The following is a 23,678-nucleotide window of genomic DNA, read 5'->3' as shown; positions in this document are numbered from 1 at the left end:
TCATCATCTGTCATGAGATGCCACCAGCTCAGCGGCTGAGGGTCTGATCCATCTGGATTGACGGTTGCGCGCACCCGGCCTCGCCCACGATACGCGCAGGCACACCGGCCACAGTCACGTTTTCCGGGACTTCCTCCAACACGACGGACCCTGCTGCGATACGCGAGCAGCAGCCGACGCGGATATTGCCCAGCACCTTTGCTCCGGCCCCAATCAGAACCCCATCGCCAATTTTCGGATGACGGTCTTCGTCCTCTTTGCCGGTGCCCCCCAGCGTGACGGAATGCAACATCGACACATTGTCCCCGACCACGGCGGTTTCACCAATCACGATGGAATGGGCATGGTCAATCATGATCCCTTTGCCAATGCGCGCACCTGGATGGATGTCGATGCCGTAGACCTCGGAGCAGCGCATCTGGATAAAATAGGCCAGGTCCTTGCGCCCTTCATTCCACAGGAAATGCGCCAGGCGATAGGCCTGCATCGCCTGAAACCCCTTGAAGTAAAGAACCGGCTGCAACATCCGGTGGCAGGCCGGGTCGCGCTCAACAATCGCGGCCACATCCGCACGTGCCGCATCTGCCAGCTCCGCACAGCTGTCATAGGCTTCATCCGCAATCTCGCGCAGCAAAACCATGCTCATTTCATTCGAGCTGAGCTTGGCGGCAAACCGGTAGGACAGTGCTTTTTCAAGCGTCTTGTGATGCAGAACACAAGCCCCCACCAGCCCCCCCAACAGGGGTTCTTTCTGAATTGCAGCCCTTGCCTCATCGGTAATGCGGTCCCACACTGGGTCGAGTTTTGTCACGATTGCGCGCTTCTCTGCCATGGTTTTTCCTCAAGTTACCGAACCGTTTTACACCAGCTCTGCGGGGAATGCCAAACGCAAAGCCGTGATGGGGGCAATTGCAAACAGGAATGACTTAAAGCGTTTCGACGTTCACCTGAGACAGGGAAAAGTCGAAACGCCGCAAAAGATTTCAATGTCATGGGCGTTTCGGGATAAACATGTGTGTCAGGTTTATCCCGAAACGCTTTATGAGTAGCAAATTCAAAACGCAGTTTTTGCAGGTGTTGGACGATCTGAACCAAGAAGATGCCCTCGGGGCCGAGGGGCAACAGGGCAACGGGTCGTGGAGCTGGATCAGCCGGCCGTTGGGCGCCTGTCCCGCATGGACGCGTTGCAAAATCCGGCCATGGCGCAGGCTCAGGCCGCACAACGTCACGCCCAGCGCCAACGCATTCACGCCGCCCTCGATCGGATCGAAGACGGCGCGTTTGGCTTTTGCGAGGATTGCGGAGAAGATATCCCCAACGGTTGACTGGAACTGGATCCCTGTGTGACGCGATGCGTCAATTGCGCATCGGGGTGATATCAGACACAGCGTTGGGTCCTCAGGGCCGCAAAGATCGTCAGCATGCAATCACAATAGTCGGGATCATCCTGATACGGTTCCTGTTCGCGCGGCATTTTGCGGGCAACGGCAGCCAGGCTGCCATTGCCCCATTTCGGATGCGCACGCCCTGTCACATAGCGGTAGCGATCCGCCATATTGGCCCGCGCCACCATGCGCAACATGGCATCAGGTCGGTCCTGCGCAGGCAGCGCAAGAAGCGCACAGGCTGCGGCGGCCACATCACCAGGAAGGACAGGACGCATGGTCAGACCTCCAGATCCATCCGGGCAAACAGGCCGGGGCCGAAGCGATCAGACATTTGCGCCACCTCGATCTGACAGCTTCCTGTCACCCCATCGCTCGCAATCTCCGCGGCACTATAGGTCCACACCGGTTCCGAGACGAACGTTTCGCGCAGGATGGTTCCCCCCTGACGGACACGCACCATGTATTGCTCAAAGGCTTCCCCAAGCGGAACATCTCCGATCCCCCATTGGTCCCCCTCAAGACGGGTGCGCCGGATCCAGCTGATCTCTTGTCCTCCGATCCCATCAGAGCTTGCCTTCAGATAGGCCGGGGCATAGGGGCGCAGCCCGTTCCCTTGAAACGCCTGCACAACATGCTGAAAGCTCGGGTCGCTGACCGGCAGACGAGCCGCCCCGATCCGATAGTGGCGTTCAACCCCTCTGGAGGACATGGCGAGGTCGATCTGCTCCGGACGACCATCCAGAAGCACGAAGTAGCTGCCGACCGGCCAGCTTTCCGGCATCAGGGCATCTGTGCCCAGCTGACCACGCAACCGACCTGAGATCTCATAGGTCCGCGTGTCGACAAGCGTGGCGGTGGTGAATTGGAAAATCTCCCAATTGTCCGGCGTCCCATCCCCGATGGCGGCGATATTGGCCCCATTGAGCACATCTGCCAGCGCGGCACTGGACAGGGAACCGTCAATCAATTTCACCCGCAAGGCCGCCCCGTGGTCCAAAACAGCTGGGGGCGCGATATCCAGTTCGGTCTCAGTCAGCCCAATGACCGAACGAAGGTCAATCACGGTATTCAGAGCATACCCGCTGTCAGATGCAGACCCATAGGCTGCGGCCTTCCCAAGCCACGGCCTGGAAGACACCGCCAGATAAGGCGCATGGGGCACCTCGTCCCCACGGATCAGGGGCAAGTCAAGGAACAGCGGAAAGGCAGGCGCAGGCGCGACGAAGCTGACCGGTGTCAGGCTTTCCTCGACATTCGCCGAAGCCCCGTAGATCCCGGTCTCAACGCGCGTGGCCTGCACCTGCTGGACACCGGCCTGCTCGACCTGATCCATACGATAGAACTCGGTTCCGGCGTCCGTTTCGATCTGCACGATGTCCCCGGCCACCTTGCCAAGATCAGACGGGGGCATGGCAAAGCTGGCGCGGTCCCGGGCGACGCGTGCTTCGGATAGCCAGCGTTCGGTGATTTCCAACGCTTCATTTGCGGTCAGGATCAGGGGGAACTCTGATTGCGACACGGTCTGAATGTCATCATCCGGGAAACTGGATTCGGTCGAGCGCAGCTCATAGCTGCCTTCGCTTTCCACATAGGTCAGGCGCACCCGCCCCACCATATCCGGCTCACCATCCCGCACGCGTTCCAGGCTGCTGTCACGGTCAGGCGACAGGGCTAGCTTCTCCGGGTCGAGCACATGGTCCACAACCCCGCTCCGTGACCTGAAATGCAGCACCCCATCATATTCCGCGGCCTCCATACCATAAGCCAGCATCAGAGGCTGCAGCGCAGACCGTCCGGCCGAGATATCCTTGACCACATAGCCGCGCACCAACCCATGGAGCTTGGAGACATCATAGCGGGTCACACCGGAGCGTTCGCAGACCTCTGACACAACAGATGCGAGCGAACGAGAGGAACTGCGCCCATTCAGCCAATGACCACGCAAGTAGTTCTCCCCATCACTCCAAAGCTCGAGATTCATCGGAAACTCCGGATAGGGGCGCGCGTCCCAGGCCCAGACATGGGCACGGTCCATATCCACCATCTGCACATCCGTTGCACTGTGCACCGGATTGTTGGCCTCATCCCCCCAATAGCCATACATGGCCCGCAGATATTGCATCTGCGCAAGGTCATCCCGCCGGCCGGTCGAGTAATGCGGCAGCTCACTTTCCGAACTTTTGGGGTCTAGAAACTTGTTTGGCTCATTGGTCGCCTTGTCGATCGCCGCACAGCCCAGCTCGGTAAACCAGAACGGCTTTGACCCCGGCAGCCAGTCGGTGGGCAAATTGTGTCGCACCCCGCCTATGCGATTGTGGTGTGACCGATACCACCAGTTGCGCAGATCCTTGTATCTGAACACCCAGGGTTCCGCATGGGCGCCATCTGTGATCGGCAAACGGTTCTGCGCATCCCGGTCCGCCTGCGAGGCATAATACCAATCATACCCCTCGCCCCCTTCAATATTGGCCTGCAGGTATTCCAGATTGTAAATCGACCGATAGCTGGCATCCAGATGATCAACCTCATCACGCCAGTCAGACAGCGGCATGTAATTGTCGATTCCGATGAAATCGACCTCATCATGGCTCCAGAGCGGATCGAGATGGTAATAGACATTCCCCGACCCGTCGGTGGGGTGGTAGCCGAAATACTCGGACCAGTCCGCCGCATAGGAAATCTTGGTGTCATCGCCCAAAATGGCGCGCACCTCTGCGACCAGCTCGATCATTTTCTCGACCGCCGGGAAACTGTGCCCGGCGCCACGGATCTGGGTCAGGCCCCGCATTTCGGATCCAACAAGGAACGCATCCACGCCACCCGCAGACGCGCAAAGATGCGCATAATGCAGGATAAAGCGACGATACGAGAACTCCTCCGGGCCGCTATAGCTCACACCATTTGATGTCACGGTAAAATCAGACGGTTGGGCCGCCCCGAAAAAGCTAGCCACTTCCGCCGCAGCGGCGGCGGTCCCATCCGGGCTGCCGGACACCCCCGGCGCAAGCGACGTGGTGATCCGACCACGCCAGGGCAGCTTTGGTTGCTCACCACTGCCGGTCCACGGGTTGATCAACCCGTTTCCGTCGAGTTGCTCCATCAGGATGAACGGGTAGAAGGTCACCTTCTGCCCGCGATCTTTCATGGCAGTGATCGCCTGTTTCACCGACTGGTCCGTCGGGGTGCCTCCATAGACAGCGCGACCATCTTCATGCGGCACAACTGAGGCATTAGCGCGGGTGATCCCGGAGACATTCCAGGGCATTTCTTTCCCGTCATCCCCGTTTTGTTCAACCTTCGGCTGGATCTGACAGCTGCCACAGCGCAGATCCGACCCAAACCAGGACACGACAAGAGAACTCGCCCCGCAATTGGGCAGATCATTGCTCAACATCTCCAACGAGGCCTGAAAGTCCGTAAGCCCCGTTGCGTTGTTGACATTACTGCGTCCCGCAACACCGGGCTCTGCAGGAAAGGACACCTTGCTTGTGGCCAGAGAATACTCTCCCGTTCCGGGAATGATCGCCACGGCTTTGGTGCCGCGCGCCACTTCTGCAATCTGGTTGGGTTGCTCAGGCCGCACCACTTCGAAATTGAACTGGGGAATCCGGTTGCCGAACTGACCCAGAGGAAGGTCTTCGATCACAACATAGGCCGTGCCCCGATAGGCCGGCGCCTGGCCCAGCCCCATGGTTGCCTCGATCTTAGGATCAGGCAGTTGCACCTCATCCCCCGGATAGACGCGCATGTTCAGATCACTGGTCGCAATTTCCTTGCCATCCGCCCAGATACGCCCCACCCGGGTGATTTCACCCTCACAAAGCGCCAGCGCGACACTTACCGTGTAGCTATATGAGGTCACCTCTGGCTGGCTGGGGCCACCCTTGCCACCGCCTGAAGTTTTGGAGTGCTCCTTGAACCGCGTAGCCCAGATCACCTGCCCGGCGACCCGCGCACGCCCATAAAGCTGCGGGATCGGCGTGCCTTCAGACGCCCCGGTCAGACGGAAACGGTCTACCCGCCCGGTTTCCACGGGTTCAGAACCGCCCCCCAGAATTTTCCCGTCAATCATCCGTCCTAGGGTTGCCCCGACAGCCTTGCCAATGGCAACCGAGGAAAGCCCCAGAATGCCGCCGCCAATCGAAGCCCCAACTGCGCTCCCAACGCCTGCAAGCAGAATTGTTGCCATCAGTCCATCCTTTCCGGAAATGCAAATGCCGCCACCACGCGGCGCGCCCAGGGCGCTGACAGGGGGCTTTCAACCACCCCGTGGCCGCTATAGGCGTGAATGAAAGTTTTATGGGGCGACACAGCCCCCAGAATGCCAAGATGCTTTGCCACGGCGCCCTGCCTCATGCGAAACAACAGCACATCCCCCGGCACCGCTTGGTCAGGGGTTTTCTCAATCAGATACCGGGAGGCATCTTCCCAGAGGTCTTCTTGCCCCGAAGGTTCGGACCAGTCCTGAGTGTAAGCAGGCACCTCAACAGGCTCACGCCCGAGCACGGCCCGCCAGACCCCTCTGATCAGCCCCAGACAATCCGTCCCTCCCCCTGCACAGGAGGATTGATGTTGATAGGGCGTCCCAATCCAGCGCCGCGCCTCCTGCAGCGCACGTTCATTCTGCGTCATCTGTGACATGATCAACCTGTTGATGAATGCCCGGACATAACCCGCCAAGGCAATGAGCGAAGAGGGCAATGCGCTGGTTGTCAGCTCAGCGCACCGCCATCATTTTGTTCTGTGGAAACCGGGTAGGACATCAGCCAGTCCTCGCCAGGGATGGTCGGAAAGCCGCGGAAATTCAACAAGTTGTCAAATTTTGCCTTGCAGGTCTCGGCCCGTTTGTCACACCCTGCTTCCAGACGGATCACATCGCCGGCGACGATCTCGGCCCGCAGGGCTTCCCACAGGGTGATTTCGCGCACGCCGCCAGGAAGAACCTTATCCTTGCGGATCAAGCCGACCAGCCCGGCCCCGTCGCCGGTTTTCACCGAAAGCCGCCCTTTTTCAAACCAACCGCTGTCAAAAGCACCCAGAGCTGCAAAGGAAAAGGTGATCTCATTTCCGGCCACTTGCAGGGGCGCCTCGACAGCATAAGCGGGGTCATCCAGATCGACCTTGCAGGACTTGTCCCCAAGAAGCGCCGAACAAGGTTTCTGAAATGCCCGTCCCTGCGGACGGTTCAACGCTTCGGACAAGCCTACAAGCTCTGCCCGGAAGGCCCCGTTTTCACGGGTGATTTCACCGATGTTTCCACGAAACTGCAAATATCTCTGCGAGGGCGTTTCCCAGTTTACCAACCAGGCCTCGACCTCTGCACCGTCATAGCGACCCGCCCGGATGTCTTTCTCGGTGATGGCCGCGTCCGTCAACGCACCCATCGCTTCGGAATTGTCGATCGACAGGCCCGTGGTCTGTTCCAGCGCATAGGCGGTCAGCCCGGTATCCGCCTTGCACAAGACCGCACCGATCATCAGGTCCCGGTCATGATCAGTGAAGCCAAAAGCCTCGCCGTCGCGACGCGTGACCACCCAGGCTCGGCAAACGGTGGTCATTCCCGTGGCGAAATGCGCTTCAAATTGAGGAGAAAGAGGCATCAGACACGCACCTCCACAACCGGCACATTCGGCGCATCCCCCGCCTGGAAGGATGACACAGAGGTATGAATGCGATCCGTATCGAAACGCACGGGCACGTCAAACTCATACCCTGCGGTAATCTCTGCCCCCTCTTCCGGCGCGATCACAAAGCTCACCATACCGGTGGTTGCATCATAGGTGAAATCCACCCCTTCAACCAGCGGATCCCCCTTGAGACCAAGGGTCACCGTCCCCTCCACAGGTTTCTGGATGGGGCGGTCATAGCTTTGTTCACCGCTGCGATATGTCTTGACCAGCTGCCAGTCGGTGCGCGTGCCATTGCCATGGCCAATCACCTGATCGGTATAGGAAATCTCGGCAGAAGGCTGGGCGCTTTTGTAATCGGACCAATCCTTCCAGCGGAAAGAATGCAGCTGCCCGCGGCGGGCCTCGAAAAAAGCAATCAGAGTTTCGATATCGTCCAGGCTGCGCATCGCAATCCCTGCATCATAACGACGACGGGAATGCTCCCATGGCGTGTTGCGCTCTTCAAATCCATTGGCAAGCGTCACCACTTCGGTGCGCCGTTCCGGCCCCCCGATTGAGCCAAAGCTGAGATTGGCTGGGAAGCGGACTTCATGAAAGCTCATTCTAAACCCTCCTTATCGATGCCGCTGACCGCGTGACAACGCACGCGTCATCTGTGCCGCGACCTGACTTTGTGACCGGCGGAAGCCTTCCACATCCGGCGTTGAGATATTCATGGTGATATTGATGGGCTGACCACCGCCCTGCGCACGGACACCAAGGCTGCCATCGGCCCCTCGGGTCAGGGGCATGATCGCCTCAGGGCCAGCTTCGCCCATCAGCCCGGTGCCGCCACGCATCGGGAAAGTGGTGGCACCAGAAACAACACCGCCCTTGGCAAAAGGCATCACCTTGCCCTGTGCGAACGCACCGCCCTTTTCGAAGGCCAGAAAGCCGTTCATCACGGTGCCAACACCCTGGGCAATCATGCCGCCAAAATGGTTCATCACTGGCTGCATCGCCGCATTATAGGCGGTCCGCGACATGCTCTCGGCAAGGTTCGACAGTGCATCCGACAGTTTCATGCCGTCAAAGGCCAGCCCGTCAAACGCCTTTTTCAGACCAGAGCTGAAACCTGAAGACAGTTTGCCCACATCAACGTTCAGATCCGAGATGGTGGAATGCACCCCCTTGAGCTCGCCCGAAAACGCCGAGGTGAGCGAAACAGCCTGACCAAGCGAGGTGCCAAGCGCCTCGACCTGATCATCGAAACTGTCCAGCATTTCCAATCCAGACATATCTATTCTCCTTCATCTGCAGGGCGTTCATCCGGGAACTGCACCAGCAGTTCATCCAGACGGGCCCGCATCGAGGGTGCGCCCTGACCATCCAGGCCCAGCATCACCATCAACTCGTTAGGGGTCAGCGCCCAGAACTGGTCCGGACGCAATCCAAGCTTGGTAAACCCCAGCCGCATCAGCTGGGGCCAGTCGAAACCGGAGCCCGAAAAGGGGCCGGAACCGGGGGCCTTACTCACGCGGCACCACCTTCGGGGTCTGGCATGGCAAATGCGCGGGCCAGAAGCTGACCTGCTGCCTTTGCCGCCATGACCGGACCTCCGGCAATCTCGGCTGACAGAAGGTCGGACGCCTGCCCCTGCCAGCCCCCCCCGCGAAGACCGGCGACAATCAGTGCCAGCACATCACGGGTGGAAAACGCCCCACCCTCGAACCGCTCAACAAGGGACACGATTGTGTCCTCGCCAAGGCTGGCTTCAAGTTCAGCCAGCGCCCCGAGGGTGAGTTTCAAGACGTGGGGCTGCCCGTCGATGGTCAGCGCCACCTCTCCCGTCCACGGATTGGCCATGATCAGAGCGCCGTAAAGGTCAGGGCGCCGGCCGACGCCATCGACAGCTCATAGGTGGCCTCGCCATTATGCGTGCCGGCATATTCGATCGAGGTGATCATGAACGGGCCCTCAACCGTGCCAAAATCCGGGATGATCACCTGGAAGTTCTGCACTTCATTGTCGAAAAATACCTGTCGGGCACGTTCATCGGTGGTTGCATCGCGAAAGACGCCCGAGCCGGAGATGCTGGCCGATTTCACTCCGGCCCCTCCCAGAAGCTCACGCCAGCCGCCTGCACTCTCCAGCGAGGTCACATCGACGCTTTCTGCGTTGAAGCTGATCCGCGTGGCGCGCAGCCCCGCGATGGTTTCAAAAACACCCGCACCGGTCATGTCGAGTTTGATCAGAAGGTCCTTGCCTTTTTGGGCTACCATTGGGTCACTCCATTAATGAAAGCGTTAGTCGTCTTCGACGCGGGCATGGAAGGTCAGGTCGATCCTGCGCACATCCGCATCCTGAACACGGCGGGCCTTGGCCCGGTTGAAATTGAGATAGACCAGCTTGCCGCGGGCCAGGATCAGGGTGGCATCCACCAGACTGTCGGAAATGGCCGCGGCCACTTCTTTCGCCTGCTGGAACCCCGCCGCATCGGTCACCACAGAAACGGTGAACTCATGCAGCGCCCCATGGCCGGTCATGTCCGATTTTTCGGCCACATCCTCCGGCCCGATCGAGACATAGGTTCCGGTGATGATCCCGGATGGAACGGCATCATAGATCGCCGAACCAATCAGGGCATCCAGAGTGCTATCCGCTTGCAAACGTTGATAAATCGCCTGCTGAAGGGCAGCAGAAACGCCATAGCTCATGCGACCACCTCCTCTTTTGCGAAACAGGTCAGATACTGGGCGCTGCCATCCGCTTCGGTCACCGCAAGGATGCGGAAAATCCTGGCCCCTGCACGAAAGCGTTGTTCGGGTTTTGGACGTGACGGCGCACCATGAGGGGCGGCCCGGACGGTGATGCGAAAGCTGATCGAGGACAATGTCACATGATCGGCCGCTTTCTCATTCCCCGTGCCTGCTTTGATATCTGCCCAGAGCTCACCAAGCGCGACCCAGGTTTCGTCAAAGCCCCCTGCGCCATCCGGCACCCTCTGAGGCTCTTCCAACGTCAATTTGCGATTGAGAACAGGTAAGGTCACTGCGCACCCCCACCACCAAAGAGCCGCACCACACGATACCGCTGGATCAGAGCGGTCACACCAAAGGGCAGATCCCCCGCTCCGGCACTCATATCTGAACGGTTTTCATAGTAATACGCGGCCAACATCAGCACCGCTTGCGCGAGATCTGCGGGAATATCCGCCCAGTCCGCACCGAAACCAGCATCAAAACCGATTTCCACTTCACCCGCGACCGGAATGGCCGGCAGGCAGATCCCGGTCGACACCAGCTTGGGACGGTGCAGGTCTTTTTCAAGGCGATAGCGGTCAGATGCAATCACCTCATCCGCGCCAAGGCGGTCGGTAATGGTCAGGCCGGTGATTGCGCTGACCGGACCAACCGGCAGGGCCTGCGTCGCCAGATCGCGCCAGGCGGTCAAGGTCCAGGTAAACGACCGGGTGATCAGGATCTTGCCGGTGCGAGCCTCGATCGCGGCCATCGCCGCGCGCAAATAACTCTCCAACACATTATCCTGCACCCCGTCATCGGCAAACCCGGTACCCAGCCGCAGGTGGTCCTTGAATTGGGCGACCGGCAGGGCCGCGATCGGCACAGTGGTCTGCTCGACTAACATCATGGATCATCTCCGAAATTCGGGCCCCTCACGTCAAAGGAATGGGTTGGATGGGCACACGCTGTCCGTATTGCTCGGACGGAGGGGGAGCAGCTAGACAACACGGGGTTGGCCAGCGTGTGCCCAGCCCGAACGGTGACACGCACCGCCCGGACCTTGGTTCCCGGCTTAGGACACCGAGAATTTCAGCAGTTTGATCGCGGCAAAATCGCTCACGTCACCGCCCACACGCTTGGTGGCATAGAACAGCACGTGCGGCTTGGCCGAGAACGGGTCACGCAGAATGCGGGTGTCGGGACGTTCTGCCACGGTGTAGCCATTGGCAAAGTCACCAAAGGCAATCGAGGCACTGCCCGATGCGATGTCCGGCATGTCTTCTGCAATCAGAACCGGGTAGCCGATCAGACGGGCGGGCTCGCCAGCGACGGTGGCATCCGACCACAGGAAGCGGCCATCAGCATCTTTAAGCTTGCGCACGGTGCCCACGGTTTTCGAGTTCATCACAAAGACGCCATTGGCGCGGTAGTCAGCACCCAGCGCATAGATCAGGTCAAAGATCGCATCCGCCGGGTTGGTGCCGTCAAAGTCGCCATCGGTGCCTGTCGCAACGTAGCCAAGGTTGCCCCAGGTCCACGACCCGTTCTCAACCGCGGTATGGTTCAGGAAACCGTTCGGCTTGTCGACGCCATCCCCGTTGATAAAGGCAGCCGATTCCGCTCGGGCAAACTTCTCGGCGATACGGCCAGCAAGCCAGGCTTCGATGTCAAACGCACTGTCATCCAGCAGACGCTGCGAGACCTTCGGCAGGGCCGACAGTTCGTGCAGCGGGATCGAAATGCGGTCGATCTTGGGGGTGCCGGTCTCAGCGGCGGAACCGGTTTCAGAGGCCCACCCCGTTACAAGGTCGTCCTGGTCGATCAGCACGTCATAGGCGGTGCCTTCGACATTGACCACATTGGCAACCGAACGCAGGGATGCCGCGTTGGACAGCACTCCTTTGATGGTGTCAGCGGTCACTGGATCCACCAGGTAACCACCGTCGGCGGCCACGGCAGTCGACATGGCTTTGCCTTCCAGTTGAAGGCCGCGCAGACCGTCATCGTCGCCCGAACGCACATAGGCTTCAAAGGCTTTCTGGTGGGGGGCGCCAAGATCGGTTTCAGCGGCCAGGTGCGGCCGTGCCGCGTTCAGTTGAGATTTGCGATCCAGCATGGTCAGTCGCTCTTCCTGTTGTTTAAGTTTGGTGGAAATTTCAGATTGAAACTCTTTGATATCGCTCACGAAACCGGCCAGTGCGGTCTTCACCTCGGCAACCGGGGCGTGCGCCTGACCGGGACCAGAAGGCGCACCTGTCCGGCCCTGAGCTTTGATCTCTTTTTCGCTCATGGATGGGTCCTTGATAGAAGGTTCAGATCACTGGCGCGGCTCACTCGCCTGCCAGTATTTGGCGCGCCTCCGAAAGGGCGGCGGCCAGTTCACACAGGAGAGCATCATCGCCCGGGGTTTCCCCCTTGGCGCCCACCCGTGCACTGGGCAACATCGGGAAAGTGACAAGCGACACTTCCCAAAGTTCCAGCTCGCTCAAGAGCCTCTGGCCCTTGTCGTTCTTTGTGGCTTTCACGGTGCGATAGCCAATCGACAGGCCATCCATGGCCCCGGCCTCAATCAAAGCGGCGGCTTCTCGACCCCGTTCCACATCGGTCAGGATCCGCCCTTTGACAAACAGGCCCTTGTGATCTTCACGCACCTCGTCCCAGACACCAATCGGCTGGCTTGGGTCATGCTGCCAGAGCATTTTGACATTTCGCCCTTTTGCCGACAGCTCGGTAAGGCTTTTCGCATAGGCGCCTTTCAGCACAACGTCATTGCCGTTATCAACCTCGCCGAAATAGCTGGCATACCCTTCAATCGCGATGCCCTCATCGGTCTGAACTGTCTGCCCGAGGCGGACGAATTTATGCTCCAACCCCATATGGGTATGGTAATCGCTCATGTTCGCATTCCTTATTGATCGTCGTCCGACAGTTTCGGCAGCCCCAGCAGCGCGCGCTTTTCGGCATCGGACAGAAAGTCCGCCTCAGCCACGCGTTTCCATTGCTGATCCCGTTCGGCGGCCAAAGCAGGCACCTGATCCAGGTCGGGCTTGAGTGTCACGGCCTCGCCGGTGAACTCACTCAGCCAATGCCCAACATTGGCCGCAACCCGCTGCACCATCGGAACAACCGTCAACCGGTAGAAGGCCCGATTGGCTTCCTGGTAATTGGCATATGTCGCATCCCCTGGAATGCCGATCAGCATCGGGGGAACCCCAAAGGCCTGCGCAATTTCGCGCGCGGCGGCCTCTTTTGTTTTCTGAAACTCCATGTCAGAAGGCGAGAACCCCATGGGTTTCCAGTCCAGCCCCCCTTCAAGGAGCATCGGACGCCCGGCATTTCGTGCGCCGACGTGATGGGCTTCCATCTCACTCAGCAGGCGGTCATATTGATCCGCCGACATCTGCGCCTGTCCATCCATCCCCTTGTAAACAATCGCACCTGACGGACGGGCGGCATTGTCCAACAGGGCCTTTGACCAGCTGGATGCCGCATTGTGCACATCAATTGCAGTGGCCGCGGCCTGCAGGGGCGACAGGCCGTAATGATCGTCCTGCGGATGGAAATTCTTGATGTGGCAGACCGGGCTTGGCCCGTCCCCAAGATGGAACCGGTGTTTCTTGGCCCCAACCGCGTAGTCATAGGCCACCGGCCAGCCATTGGCCCCTGGCACCAGGTTCATTCTGTCCGAGCGCAGAACGTGCAGCTCCAGCGGGGTGCCCTCCTGGCCGCCAACCGCCTCCAGATACCCATTGCCGGTCAGGGTAAGCTGGCCAAACAGGGCCTCAAACAGCTCTGCGCGACTTTGCGCAGCATTCGGACGCGACAGCAGGTCCAAAATAGGGTGCTCGTCATAGCGCCGCTCAGCATCCTGAAGCACAAGCGGCAGCGCCGCGCCAGCTTCTGCAATCAGTTTCACGGACCGAAAACCAACCGGGTTGGCCGCAAAACCGGTTTTGGTCAGGCTGACCACATCCCGCGGGCTCCACGCCACCCGCCCCGAGCCATGATAGGCGATAACGGGGCCGGTGGCCGAGGCCTTGGTCTCGACCGGAGCTTCCTCACCACGCTTCAGAAAGTTAAAAACCATATGCTGGTTCTCCTCGTTTCAAGCCGCCAATAGGCAAGCCGGTTCCAGTCCGGCGCGAGCGCACCCGCGCCAGCCGGTTCATATTTCTCTTGTCTTGGGTTGGTCAGGATGCCGGTTCAATCTGCCGCAGCATCCCGCCTTTCGATGTTTGGCACTTTGCCACCACTGGTTAAAAAAGAGTTTAACCGAGCGTTCGCACCTGTGGCCGGGACCAATGCGCAACAGGGGCAATCATCAGTTCGTGCAATGCCCAGACCAACGCATCCAGGCGATCAGGGCTGCCCTTGCCCTCATACCCCGTCGGGGTCATCTGACACATTTGATCTTCAAGCTGGGAAAAGAAACCCGCGTGATAGACCTTGCCCTGCTCATAAAGTGCTGCCACCGGTTCTGCCCGCTGTGCCTTGCCCCGGCTGGCATGAACCGCCCGATAGGGCACAGAGGGATCAATCTGGCGCACCACCTGCTCCACCAGAGCCCCACCCTGATTGACTTCGGCCACCAGACGGTCTGCCCCATGTCGGTGCATGGCCGCCAGCGCCGCCTCGGCCCATTCTGTCGGCGTTGCCCCAGAGGTTGAGGCATCCTCAAGCACATAGGCGCGCCAATCACGTGGATGCCCTTCGGTCACGGCGCCCACAACGACGATACCGCATTCATCCGACCCTTTATGCGCGGTGACAGACGGGTCAACGGCAACCACGATGCGATTGAAATCCGGCAGCGCGCCCTCATGGCGCTTCTGGTCAATCTCTTTCATTTCCCACATTGCACCTTCCACCCCCTCCATCAGCACCCCGTCCAGCTCCTGCCGGCCAAGATGCGTGCCCGCATAGCGGTGGCGCACCTCCTCAAGAAAACTTTTCGCAAGATAGGCCCGGTTGGCTTCGGTTGGTGCATGGGTGGTGACGGTCGAGGGGTTGGCCAGAATTTCTTTCAGCACATTGACATTGCGCGGCGTGGTGGTGATCACCTGCCGCGGATGCGCGCCCAGACGCAAACCGAACTGAAGCATATCCCAGGTCTCTTCGGCCTTTTTCCATTTCGCCAGTTCATCCACCCAGGCCGCATCGAATTGCGGCCCACGCAGCCCTTCCGGGTCACTGGCGGAAAATACCTGCGCCACCGCCCCGTTCGGCCAGACCAGTTGGCGGCGCGAGGCAACCCATTCCGGCCGGCGATCCGGAGGTGAACACGCAATAATGCCACTTTCGCCAAACACCATCACATCGCGGGTCTGATCAAAGGTCTCACCAATCAAGGCAACCCGGCGCGAGCGGCCCGGATCAAAGGGGCCATCCCCCTCAACCTCAGCGCGCACCCACTCGGAGCCAGCGCGGGTTTTCCCCGCGCCGCGCCCCCCCATGATCACCCAGCTACGCCAGTCCCCTTCCGGCGCCACCTGATGCGGCAGCGCCCAGAAGTCGAAAATGTAAGGAAGGGCTGCAATTGCGTCGTCAGTCAGACTGCTCAGGAAGGCCTCTTGCTCGTCTGACGTCGCGCAGGCAAGCCAGTCTGCGCCCGATCTCTTCTCTGGCCTGAGCAAGGTTGAGGCTGGTTCCAGCCGCTCCTTGCCCGGCAGTTTTGCTAGTCTGTTCAAGTCTCTTCCTTTCATCAAATACGGTCTGCAGAGCCTTGCGCAATTCGGTCGATGTTTTCGCCAAACCACATTCGCCCTCGCTCATTCCTTCTTCAGAAGCCCGCAACTGGCGCTCCAACTCATTCAAAACACGATTAAACAATCCATTGGCGATTTCGATATAATCCATCGCCTCTGCATCTGCTTTCAAAGGCTTATTATTGCTCATCTTTTTGTGTCTGCCTCTCATGCTCTCGTCCGCACGAGCGACATGAAAAAACGGCCCGAGGCAAATGCCTGGGCCGTTGATCCACGTCTTCTAGCGTAATTGAAAACTTACCGGGGACCGTGCGCACGGTCAAATCGCGCACTGGCAACAGCGCACGATCTGTTCAGCGGGTGTTTACTGTTTCGCACGCTCCGCTTCGATTTTGCGCCAGTTGGCGACATTGGCATTGTGCTCTTGCAAGGTGGTTGCGAAAGCATGTCCGCCGGTTCCGTCTGCGACGAAGAACAGGTACTCCGTGTCCGCCGGGTTCAGGGCAGCCTCGATCGCTGCGCGTCCCGGATTGGCGATCGGTGTGGGCGGAAGCCCGTCTATGACATAGGTGTTATAAGGGGTTTCCCGCCGCAGTTCTGATTGCCGCAATCCCCGGCCCAGAGCGCCTTGCCCCTTGGTGATACCATAGATCACGGTCGGGTCGGTCTGCAGACGCATTCCTTTGTTCAGACGGTTCACGAATACGCTTGCAACCTGACGACGTTCCTCAGCCAGACCGGTTTCCTTTTCGACGATCGAGGCCATGATCAGCGCCTCTTCCGGGGTAGCGTAAGGCAGACCCTCAGCCCGATCTTCCCAGGCCTCCACAAGAGTGATCGCCTGCGAGGCCATCATTTCGGAAATCAGCTCTGATCGGGCACGCCCGGCTTTCATCTCATAGCTGTCCGGTGCAAGGCTGCCTTCGGCCGGAACCCCGGCAATCTCACCGGAGAGGAAATCAGCGGCTTTCAGGCTTTCCACCACCTGCCAGCTGGTGGCACCTTCTGCAATCGCAATGCGGTAACGGGTGTCGGCCTCTTCTCTCTTCGAGAGGTAAACATCCGGGGCCGCCCCGTCGAGCTCTGCCGGTTTGAACTCGGCAGCCACCTTGTATTCCTGCGAGACGGGATCCAGCTCACGCACTTGCATGACCGCGCTCAGAACGCCGATACGATAGAGGATTTCCGTGCCACAGGTCGACGACCCGCCACGGGTGACAATCTCGATGATATCTGCCATCGAGGCCCCTTCAGGCACCAAAAAGGACCCGGCTTTAAGCTGGTTGGACTTTTCGGAATAGCTGACACCAACACGAAAGATCTGCGGGTAGGAAATTGCCCCCAGGGTCTCCAGATTTTTTGACACCTGGTTGAAATTCGATCCACGCTCTACCTTGAGACAGACCGCCTGTGCCAGGGGACCCGGTTGGGTAAACTCACGTTTGCCCCAAGCGATCATCCCCACCCCGACAATCAGGATGAGGATGAAAAGCGTCAGCGCGTTGGACGCGATGTTTCGCCACATCAGTCAGCGACCTTGCCCATGACCAGACAGGCGTTGGTGCCGCCGAAGCCAAAGCTGTTCGACAGGGTCACGTTGATTTCACGCGGCTCCGCCTTATTTGCAGCCAGCGACAGGCGCGGCTCGACAGCCGGGTTGTCGAGGTTCAGGGTCGGCGGAGCGATCTGGTCACGCAGCGCCAGCACGCAGAAAATCGCTTCCACGGCACCCGCGGCGCCCAGCAAGTGACCGATTGAGGATTTGGTCGAGGACATAGTGGCCTTGTCAGCCGCATCGCCCAGCAGACGCTCAACCGCGCCCAGCTCAACCGTGTCCGCCATCGTCGACGTGCCATGGGCGTTGATGTAATCCACCGCAGACGGCTCCAGACCAGCTTTGCCAAGCGCCGCTTGCATCGCGCGGAAACCACCGTCGCCATCTTCTGAGGGCGCGGTAATGTGATAGGCGTCACCGGACAGGCCATAGCCCAGCACTTCGGCATAGATCTTGGCACCGCGCGCCTTGGCGTGTTCGTATTCTTCCAGCACCACAATCCCGGCACCTTCGCCCATCACGAACCCGTCCCGGTCGTTGTCATAGGGGCGGCTGGCCGCTTTGGGGTCATCTTCGCGCTTGGTCGACAGAGCCTTACAGGCGTTGAAACCCGCAATACCGATCTCACAGATCGCGGCTTCGGCACCACCGGCCACCATCACATCCGCATCCCCGGACTGGATCAGACGGGTTGCATCACCAATGGCGTGCGCGCCGGTCGAACAGGCGGTCACAACCGCATGGTTCGGGCCTTTGAAGCCGTATTTGATGGACACCTGTCCGGAAATCAGGTTGATCAGCGAACCGGGAATAAAGAAAGGCGAAACCCGGCGGGGGCCACGTTCCTTGATCAGCACAGCCGTATCCGCAATTGACGACAGCCCGCCAATGCCAGAGCCGATCATCACGCCCGTGCGCAGGCGGTCTTCCTCTGCTTCCGGGGTCCAGCCCGCATCAGCCAATGCCATATCGGAAGCTGCGATACCGTAAAGGATGAAATCATCCACCTTACGGCGCTCTTTCGGAGCCATCCAGTCATCGGGGTTGAATGTCCCGTCAGTGCCATCACCAAACGGCACTTCGCAGGCATATTTGGTGGTTACATTGGAGGCATCAAACTTGGTGATCGGACCTGCGCCCGACTGCCCGTCCAGAATACGTTTCCAGGTTTCCTCGACCCCGCTGGCCAGCGGAGATACCATGCCCAGACCTGTCACTACCACTCGACGCATATTTGTAGCCCTTTCAAAGGTATTTCAAACTCTCGCGTTAAATAACGCGGGCAAGCCATGCGGGGCAAGGCGTTTTCCGGAAACGGGCAACTGCCCGCACGTCGTTCCGCCCTGCCTGCAGGAAAATTTCCTGTCCACAAACGAAAACGACGCCCCGAAGGGCGCCGTTTCCAAATTTCTGTCACACGCGCTTATTGAGCTTCGGTGATGAACTTTACGGCGTCGCCGAAGGTCTGGATGGTTTCGGCAGCGTCATCCGGGATCTCAATGCCGAACTCTTCTTCAAAAGCCATAACCAGCTCAACGGTGTCCAGGCTGTCTGCGCCCAGGTCGTCAATGAACGAGGCCGATTCCGTGACCTTGTCCTCTTCCACACCCAGGTGCTCAACAACGATTTTTTTCACGCGATCTGCGACGTCGCTCATGGTAAATCCTCACATTATTCAGGGCTTGTGCCCTTTGGGTCGGGCCGGAGCCCTGTCTCATTTGGCCTTTAAAGACCGCTCAGTTTCCCGCGCGTTATGCCGAGATCCCCAGACATGCAAATGCGCCCGGGGGAAAACCTGCGCCGCCTATACCACATCGGGTAAGATAGGCAAACCATTTCAGGGATCAAGGGGCAGGCACACCCAGCCCCTCGACCAAAGCCTTAAAGCATCGCCATGCCACCGTTGACATGCAGCGTCGCACCGGTCGTGTAACCTGCTTCGTTCGACGCCAGATACAGAACTGCGGCCGCAATTTCATCCGCACTGCCCATACGCGCGGCCGGAATTTGCACGTTGATCTTGTCTTTCTGATCATCGCTCAGCTTGTCAGTCATCGCGGTTGCAATGAAGCCCGGCGCCACACAGTTGGCAGTGATACCGCGGCTCGCAACTTCGTAGGCCAGAGATTTGGTCATACCAACCATGCCCGCCTTCGACGCGGCATAGTTCACCTGACCCGGGTTTCCGGTGGCACCGACGATCGAACTGATATTAACGATTCGCCCCCAGCGCGACTTCATCATCGGGCGCATCACCCCACGGCAGAGCCGCATGGTCGAGGTCAGGTTCACGTTGATCACGCTATCCCATTCCTCATCCGACATGCGCATAAAGATCTGATCCCGGGTGATACCAGCATTGTTCACCAGAATATCGACCGATCCCATCACCTCAATCGCCTGCTTGGGCAGGGCATCCACCGCCTCGCCATCCGAAAGGTTGCAGGGCAACACATGCGCACGCTCCCCCAGTTCGGCGGCCAGAGCCTCAAGCGGCTCCACCCGGGTTCCTGACAGCGCCACAGTCGCCCCCGCGCCGTGAAGCGCCTTGGCAATCGCGCCACCAATACCACCCGAGGCGCCCGTGATCAGCGCATTTTTACCCGTCAGATCGAACATCTGCTTTTCCTTCTTTGCTTTCCAGCCCACCTCAGCCCAGCGACAGAAAACAAGCGAGTGTTTCCCCCACGAGACCGGCAGCTCTTCTGAATTATCCGTTCAGCGCCTCAATGGCAGCTTTCACATCCTCAGGAGTGCCCACCGCCCGGCAGGTCACATCCTTGGCAATCCGGCGGATCATGCCCGACAGCGCCTTGCCGGCACCGATTTCCCAGACCTCACTCACGCCTTCATTTGCCATCCACGCAACACTTTCGCGCCAGCGCACGGAACCGGTCACCTGCTCCACCAGCAAAGAGCGGATTGTCGCCGGATCGGAAAGTGCGGTGGCGCGCACATTGGCCACCAGCGGCACGCTGGGACGTTCCATATCCACTTCTGCCAGGGCCTGCGCCATCGCTTCGGCCGCAGGCTGCATCAGTTCACAATGGAACGGGGCGCTTACCGGCAGCAGCACGGCACGACGCGCGCCTTTCTGCTTGGCAATCTCAACCGCACGTTCGACCGCCTCCTTATGGCCAGACACCACAACCTGCGCGGGGTCATTGTCATTGGCGGCCTGACAGACCTGCCCCTGAGCGGCTTCCTCGGCGACATCGGTCGCGGCGTCGAAATCCAGACCAAGCAGTGCCGCCATGGCCCCGACCCCGACCGGAACAGCCTCCTGCATCGCCTTGCCACGAATACGCAGCAGGCGCGCGGTGTCGGCAATGGAGAAGGTGCCCGCAGCGGCCAGCGCGGAATATTCGCCCAGAGAATGCCCAGCAACATAGGCGGCTGCGTCAATTCCCACACCTTCCGCTTCCAGTGCCTTCACAGCAGCCAGCGAGGTGGCCATCAGCGCGGGTTGGGCATTCTGGGTCAGGGTCAACTCTGCCTGGTCCCCTTCCCAGATCAGGGTCGAAAGTTTTTCGCCAAGGGCTTCGTCCACCTCGTCAAACACAACTTTGGCTTCCGGGTATGCCTCTGCGAGGGCTTTGCCCATGCCAATGGATTGGGCACCCTGCCCGGGAAATACGAATGCGCGGCTCATAAACCCTCCTTTGCCCAATCGGACAGATTTCTTTCCCCAAGGGCATAGCCTGCGGGGGAAGCGGGCGCAACGGGTTTAAACTGCACCAAAAAAAATGGGGCGCTGCCGCACCCCATCCGTGGTTCGCGCCTCGCCCAGATCGCGCCGCACAGCGCATGGACCCAGGCTCAGGCAGGACCGGTTTCGTCAGGCGGCGAGTGTTGCACGCCTCATATCTGCTTTGATGCGCTTCAGCAGCGGATACAACAGATCCTCCGGCCCGGCAGCCACTTCGAAAGCCAACGGGGCATCGTTGCGGCGCACATAAAGAACGGCATCGTCCCCTTCATATGCCGGGCGCGAGACAAACAGATCGCCCGCCTGCTGAAGCGGCATTTCAGCGACCACCGAAAAGCGGCCGTTTGCGCGCCGCAGACCCCGGCGCAGCTGGCGCCGCTCCAGATCAACCTGCGTTTCGCCACACCGGTCATTGGTACCACTCCAGAACAGAACCGACCCGAGCAGGGCAAAAAGCACGCTCACCCCGATCTTGAACGGGATGATATCAGGATGCACGGAGGCGCCGGGCATCACCCAAAGGCCAACCGCAACCAGCAAAAGAACAATCCCGCCATAGCGCAACAGGAGGTAGCCAGCCCTCATCGCAACACCCGCAGCATCGCAAGAGGTGATCATGTACCCCCAGCGCGTGTGGGTCAGCTCCGGCCCCTGGTCTTCCGATCCGAGGGATTTGACATCGTTGATATCGTTGATCAGAACGCTCATTACGCAACATCCTTCCTTGCCGTCTTTCCGTTAATCATTTGCGCTGAAAGGTGGCGGGAATGGGGCAGCGGAGAGGAGTTGTTTTGACACAGGCCGCCTTCGCCGTTCTGGCGCCTGCGCCCGCCAAGGCATGCCCTTCCCCGAGCCCTCCTCCCCTGGCCCTTGCATCCTGGCCCGATCCGTGTATAAGGCCCTGTCCTTTCCGCATGTCTTGAACTGCGTTGCCTCTCGTGAATGGGTCGCGGAAAGGTTGGGCCCATACTTTGAAGCACGTGTAAATAACAGGAGCTCACATGCCGCTTTATGAGCATGTCTTCATCTCGCGCCAGGACCTGTCCAACGCGCAAGCTGAAAACCTCGTCGAACATTTTGGCACCGTGCTGGCCGACAACGGCGGTAAAGTCGTTGACAGCGAGTACTGGGGCGTCAAAACGATGGCCTACAAGATCAACAAGAACCGCAAAGGGCATTACGCCTTCCTGAAAACCGACGCGCCTGCCGCTGCGGTTCAGGAAATGGAACGCCTGATGCGCCTGCACGATGACGTTATGCGTATCCTGACCATCAAGGTCGACGATCACGCTGAAGGTCCGTCGGTTCAAATGCAGAAACGTGACGAACGCGGCGACCGCCGTGGCCGTGACCGCTAAGTTCGGAAGGATCTAAACAATGGCTAGCAAACCGTTTTTCCGCCGCCGCAAGGTCTGCCCGTTCTCGGGTGAAAACGCCCCGAAGATCGATTACAAAGACACCCGTCTGCTGCAGCGCTACATCTCTGAGCGTGGCAAAATCGTTCCTTCGCGCATCACCGCCGTTTCGGCCAAGAAGCAGCGTGAACTGGCCCGTGCCATCAAACGCGCCCGCTTCCTCGCCCTGCTGCCCTACACCGTGAAGTAAGGAGAACATCATGCAAGTTATCCTTCTGGAACGCGTGGCCAAACTGGGTCAAATGGGTGACGTGGTTGACGTCAAGCCGGGTTACGCCCGCAACTTCCTGCTGCCGCAAGGCAAAGCCCTGACCGCTTCGCAAGCCAACATCGCTGGTTTCGAAGCTCAGAAAGCTCAGCTGGAAGCCCGCAACCTCGAAACCAAAAAAGAAGCTGAGGCTCTGGCTGAGAAGCTGGACGGTCAGCAGTTCATCGTGATTCGCTCCGCTTCGGATGCCGGTTCGCTCTACGGTTCCGTCACCCCGCGTGACGCCGCAGATGTGGCCACCGAAGCTGGCTTCTCGCTGGACAAGAAACAGGTTGCCCTGAAAGCTCCGATCAAGGATCTGGGTCTGCATGCTGTGCATGTGCGCCTGCACCCTGAAGTCGAAGTTGACATCTTCCTCAACGTGGCCCGTTCGGAAGAAGAAGCCGAACTGCAGGCCTCGGGCAAGTCGATCCAGGAACTGGCTGCAGAAGCTGAAGCTGAAGCTGAATTCGAAATCGCCGAACTGTTCGACGAAATCGGTGCCGCTGCTTCGGATGATGACGATGCTCCGGCTCCGGTCGCTGAAGAAGCTTCGGAAGAAGAGTAATTCTTCTCTTTCCGAAACAACCTTAAAAGCCGCCTTTCGGGGCGGCTTTTTTCATGCCGCCCCCAAAAGGTGGCAAAGAGATGCTGATCACCACACAGTTTCTTTGCGTCCCCATCGCCACGCTGTAGCGTCTGGACATGAGACAGATTTCTTCCATGCCACGGCGCCAGTTTGTGCAGCTGGCAACCGCCACATTGCTGGCAGGATGCGGCGGGCGCACAACGGAACCGACCCGGTCGCGCCCTCGCAAAGATGCGTTCAATCCACCGCTCTATCCCAACGAGACCCCCGAACTGCGCGCCCTGATCAACAAATGGGCCGACCATTACCAGATCCCGCGCGAGCTGGTGCATCGTCAGGCGGCGCGCGAAAGCACCCACCGCCCCTGGGCGCGCAACGGACCCTATTGGGGGCTGCTGCAGATCCTGCCCCAGACTGCCCGCACCATGGGCCATCGCGGCCCGGCAGAAGAGCTGCTCGACCCAGATGTGAACCTGAAATATGCCGGGAAATACCTGAAAGGTGCTTATCTGGTGTCGAATGGCAGCATTGAAGGCGCAATGAAATGGTACGCGCGCGGCTATTATTATGAGGCAAAGCGGCTGGGGCTGCTGGTGAAAACGGGGCTGCGACCGGGGTAATACTCCCGCGCCTTTACGGCCTTTGGCCGACAGGCTTGGGCGTGGCCTCGCTTCGCTCGGGAAGGGGCCTTGCCCCTCTTGTCCCTTTTCGGGGCCA

Annotated in this window: 29 protein-coding genes; 5 read left to right on the top strand and 24 right to left on the bottom strand. The window is 59.4% G+C overall.

The features are described from left to right. Positions 1–28: 28 nt before the first annotated feature. The gene (gene cysE, locus XMD517_RS02055) at positions 29–832 is read right to left on the bottom strand and encodes a serine O-acetyltransferase (RefSeq protein WP_173487251.1); all 804 of its coding nucleotides are present in this window, start codon (positions 830–832) and stop codon (positions 29–31) included. 304 nt (positions 833–1,136) lie between these two features. On the opposite strand from cysE, the gene XMD517_RS15660 reads away from it, so the two are divergent. Continuing rightward, a complete protein-coding gene (locus XMD517_RS15660) occupies positions 1,137–1,325 on the top strand; it encodes a hypothetical protein (protein ID WP_254449787.1) in 189 nt (62 codons plus the stop codon). A 53-nt stretch (positions 1,326–1,378) separates the two neighbouring features. On the opposite strand, the gene XMD517_RS02045 is transcribed toward XMD517_RS15660, so the two are convergent. From XMD517_RS02045 to XMD517_RS01940, 23 genes are all read right to left on the bottom strand, one after another. Then, complete coding sequence (locus XMD517_RS02045; protein WP_173488070.1) at positions 1,379–1,663, bottom strand: hypothetical protein; 285 nt, start codon at positions 1,661–1,663, stop codon at positions 1,379–1,381. 2 nt (positions 1,664–1,665) lie between these two features. Then, positions 1,666–5,577 (bottom strand): glycoside hydrolase TIM-barrel-like domain-containing protein, encoded by a 3,912-nt coding sequence (locus XMD517_RS02040; protein ID WP_173487253.1) that lies wholly within the window; start codon positions 5,575–5,577, stop codon positions 1,666–1,668. After that, positions 5,577–6,020 (bottom strand): NlpC/P60 family protein, encoded by a 444-nt coding sequence (locus XMD517_RS02035; protein WP_173487383.1) that lies wholly within the window; start codon positions 6,018–6,020, stop codon positions 5,577–5,579. The genes XMD517_RS02040 and XMD517_RS02035 overlap by 1 nt, the downstream gene beginning before the upstream one ends. Positions 6,021–6,100: 80 nt before the next feature. After that, complete coding sequence (locus XMD517_RS02030; protein ID WP_173487254.1) at positions 6,101–6,988, bottom strand: DUF2163 domain-containing protein; 888 nt, start codon at positions 6,986–6,988, stop codon at positions 6,101–6,103. Continuing rightward, positions 6,988–7,620, bottom strand: a complete 633-nt coding sequence (locus tag XMD517_RS02025) for a DUF2460 domain-containing protein (protein ID WP_173487255.1) — start codon at positions 7,618–7,620, stop codon at positions 6,988–6,990. Before XMD517_RS02025 ends, XMD517_RS02030 begins: the two co-directional genes overlap by 1 nt. A gap of 12 nt (positions 7,621–7,632) precedes the next feature. Then, positions 7,633–8,295 (bottom strand): phage tail tape measure protein, encoded by a 663-nt coding sequence (locus tag XMD517_RS02020; RefSeq protein WP_173487256.1) that lies wholly within the window; start codon positions 8,293–8,295, stop codon positions 7,633–7,635. A gap of 2 nt (positions 8,296–8,297) precedes the next feature. Continuing rightward, on the bottom strand, positions 8,298–8,534 hold the full coding sequence (locus XMD517_RS02015; protein WP_368493365.1) for a rcc01693 family protein: 237 nt from the start codon (positions 8,532–8,534) through the stop codon (positions 8,298–8,300). Continuing rightward, positions 8,531–8,863, bottom strand: coding sequence for a gene transfer agent family protein (locus XMD517_RS02010; RefSeq protein WP_173487257.1), 333 nt, complete (start codon positions 8,861–8,863; stop codon positions 8,531–8,533). The genes XMD517_RS02015 and XMD517_RS02010 overlap by 4 nt, the downstream gene beginning before the upstream one ends. 2 nt (positions 8,864–8,865) lie before the next feature. Further along, the gene (locus XMD517_RS02005) at positions 8,866–9,279 is read right to left on the bottom strand and encodes a phage major tail protein, TP901-1 family (protein ID WP_055192633.1); all 414 of its coding nucleotides are present in this window, start codon (positions 9,277–9,279) and stop codon (positions 8,866–8,868) included. 24 nt (positions 9,280–9,303) lie between these two features. Next, positions 9,304–9,714 carry a DUF3168 domain-containing protein gene (locus XMD517_RS02000; RefSeq protein ID WP_055192634.1) on the bottom strand — a complete coding sequence of 137 codons (411 nt, stop codon included), beginning with the start codon at positions 9,712–9,714 and terminating at the stop codon, positions 9,304–9,306. Then, the gene (locus XMD517_RS01995) at positions 9,711–10,049 is read right to left on the bottom strand and encodes a head-tail adaptor protein (protein WP_173487258.1); all 339 of its coding nucleotides are present in this window, start codon (positions 10,047–10,049) and stop codon (positions 9,711–9,713) included. The genes XMD517_RS02000 and XMD517_RS01995 overlap by 4 nt, the downstream gene beginning before the upstream one ends. Continuing rightward, positions 10,046–10,648, bottom strand: coding sequence for a head-tail connector protein (locus tag XMD517_RS01990; RefSeq protein ID WP_173488071.1), 603 nt, complete (start codon positions 10,646–10,648; stop codon positions 10,046–10,048). Before XMD517_RS01990 ends, XMD517_RS01995 begins: the two co-directional genes overlap by 4 nt. Positions 10,649–10,813: 165 nt before the next feature. Continuing rightward, positions 10,814–12,031, bottom strand: a complete 1,218-nt coding sequence (locus XMD517_RS01985; protein WP_173487260.1) for a phage major capsid protein — start codon at positions 12,029–12,031, stop codon at positions 10,814–10,816. Between the two features lie 40 nt (positions 12,032–12,071). Further along, positions 12,072–12,617: an HK97 family phage prohead protease gene (locus XMD517_RS01980; RefSeq protein WP_055192710.1), complete on the bottom strand. Its 546-nt coding sequence runs from the start codon at positions 12,615–12,617 to the stop codon at positions 12,072–12,074. Between the two features lie 32 nt (positions 12,618–12,649). Then, positions 12,650–13,828, bottom strand: coding sequence for a phage portal protein (locus XMD517_RS01975; protein WP_173487261.1), 1,179 nt, complete (start codon positions 13,826–13,828; stop codon positions 12,650–12,652). A 181-nt stretch (positions 13,829–14,009) separates the two neighbouring features. Continuing rightward, a complete protein-coding gene (locus XMD517_RS01970) occupies positions 14,010–15,302 on the bottom strand; it encodes a DNA-packaging protein (protein ID WP_254449800.1) in 1,293 nt (430 codons plus the stop codon). Further along, complete coding sequence (locus tag XMD517_RS15655) at positions 15,286–15,636, bottom strand: permease (RefSeq protein WP_254449788.1); 351 nt, start codon at positions 15,634–15,636, stop codon at positions 15,286–15,288. The genes XMD517_RS01970 and XMD517_RS15655 overlap by 17 nt, the downstream gene beginning before the upstream one ends. Before the next feature lie 174 nt (positions 15,637–15,810). Next, on the bottom strand, positions 15,811–16,971 hold the full coding sequence (mltG, locus tag XMD517_RS01965; RefSeq protein WP_173487263.1) for an endolytic transglycosylase MltG: 1,161 nt from the start codon (positions 16,969–16,971) through the stop codon (positions 15,811–15,813). Further along, positions 16,971–18,233: a beta-ketoacyl-ACP synthase II gene (fabF, locus tag XMD517_RS01960; RefSeq protein WP_173487264.1), complete on the bottom strand. Its 1,263-nt coding sequence runs from the start codon at positions 18,231–18,233 to the stop codon at positions 16,971–16,973. Before fabF ends, mltG begins: the two co-directional genes overlap by 1 nt. 191 nt (positions 18,234–18,424) lie before the next feature. Next, the gene (locus XMD517_RS01955; RefSeq protein WP_055192641.1) at positions 18,425–18,658 is read right to left on the bottom strand and encodes an acyl carrier protein; all 234 of its coding nucleotides are present in this window, start codon (positions 18,656–18,658) and stop codon (positions 18,425–18,427) included. A gap of 224 nt (positions 18,659–18,882) precedes the next feature. After that, positions 18,883–19,620 (bottom strand): 3-oxoacyl-[acyl-carrier-protein] reductase, encoded by a 738-nt coding sequence (gene fabG / locus XMD517_RS01950; RefSeq protein ID WP_173487265.1) that lies wholly within the window; start codon positions 19,618–19,620, stop codon positions 18,883–18,885. Between the two features lie 91 nt (positions 19,621–19,711). Continuing rightward, positions 19,712–20,653: an ACP S-malonyltransferase gene (fabD, locus tag XMD517_RS01945; RefSeq protein WP_173487266.1), complete on the bottom strand. Its 942-nt coding sequence runs from the start codon at positions 20,651–20,653 to the stop codon at positions 19,712–19,714. 186 nt (positions 20,654–20,839) lie between these two features. Beyond that, positions 20,840–21,418 carry a hypothetical protein gene (locus XMD517_RS01940; RefSeq protein ID WP_173487267.1) on the bottom strand — a complete coding sequence of 193 codons (579 nt, stop codon included), beginning with the start codon at positions 21,416–21,418 and terminating at the stop codon, positions 20,840–20,842. Positions 21,419–21,711: 293 nt separating this feature from the next. Between XMD517_RS01940 and rpsF the strand changes: the two genes are divergently transcribed. The 4 genes from rpsF to XMD517_RS01920 all read left to right on the top strand — a co-directional run bounded on the left by rpsF (position 21,712) and on the right by XMD517_RS01920 (position 23,581). Then, positions 21,712–22,068 (top strand): 30S ribosomal protein S6, encoded by a 357-nt coding sequence (gene rpsF, locus XMD517_RS01935; RefSeq protein ID WP_055192645.1) that lies wholly within the window; start codon positions 21,712–21,714, stop codon positions 22,066–22,068. A gap of 19 nt (positions 22,069–22,087) precedes the next feature. Next, entirely contained in the window at positions 22,088–22,315 is a 228-nt protein-coding gene (gene rpsR / locus XMD517_RS01930; protein WP_173487268.1) for a 30S ribosomal protein S18, read from the top strand. A gap of 10 nt (positions 22,316–22,325) precedes the next feature. Continuing rightward, positions 22,326–22,940, top strand: coding sequence for a 50S ribosomal protein L9 (gene rplI, locus XMD517_RS01925; RefSeq protein WP_173487269.1), 615 nt, complete (start codon positions 22,326–22,328; stop codon positions 22,938–22,940). 137 nt (positions 22,941–23,077) lie between these two features. Beyond that, positions 23,078–23,581, top strand: coding sequence for a lytic transglycosylase domain-containing protein (locus XMD517_RS01920; RefSeq protein ID WP_254449789.1), 504 nt, complete (start codon positions 23,078–23,080; stop codon positions 23,579–23,581). Positions 23,582–23,678 lie beyond the last annotated feature (97 nt).

Source organism: Aliiroseovarius sp. xm-d-517, from assembly GCF_013283135.1.
Lineage (GTDB): Bacteria > Pseudomonadota > Alphaproteobacteria > Rhodobacterales > Rhodobacteraceae > Aliiroseovarius > Aliiroseovarius crassostreae.
This window is presented reverse-complemented; position numbering and strand designations above follow the sequence as displayed.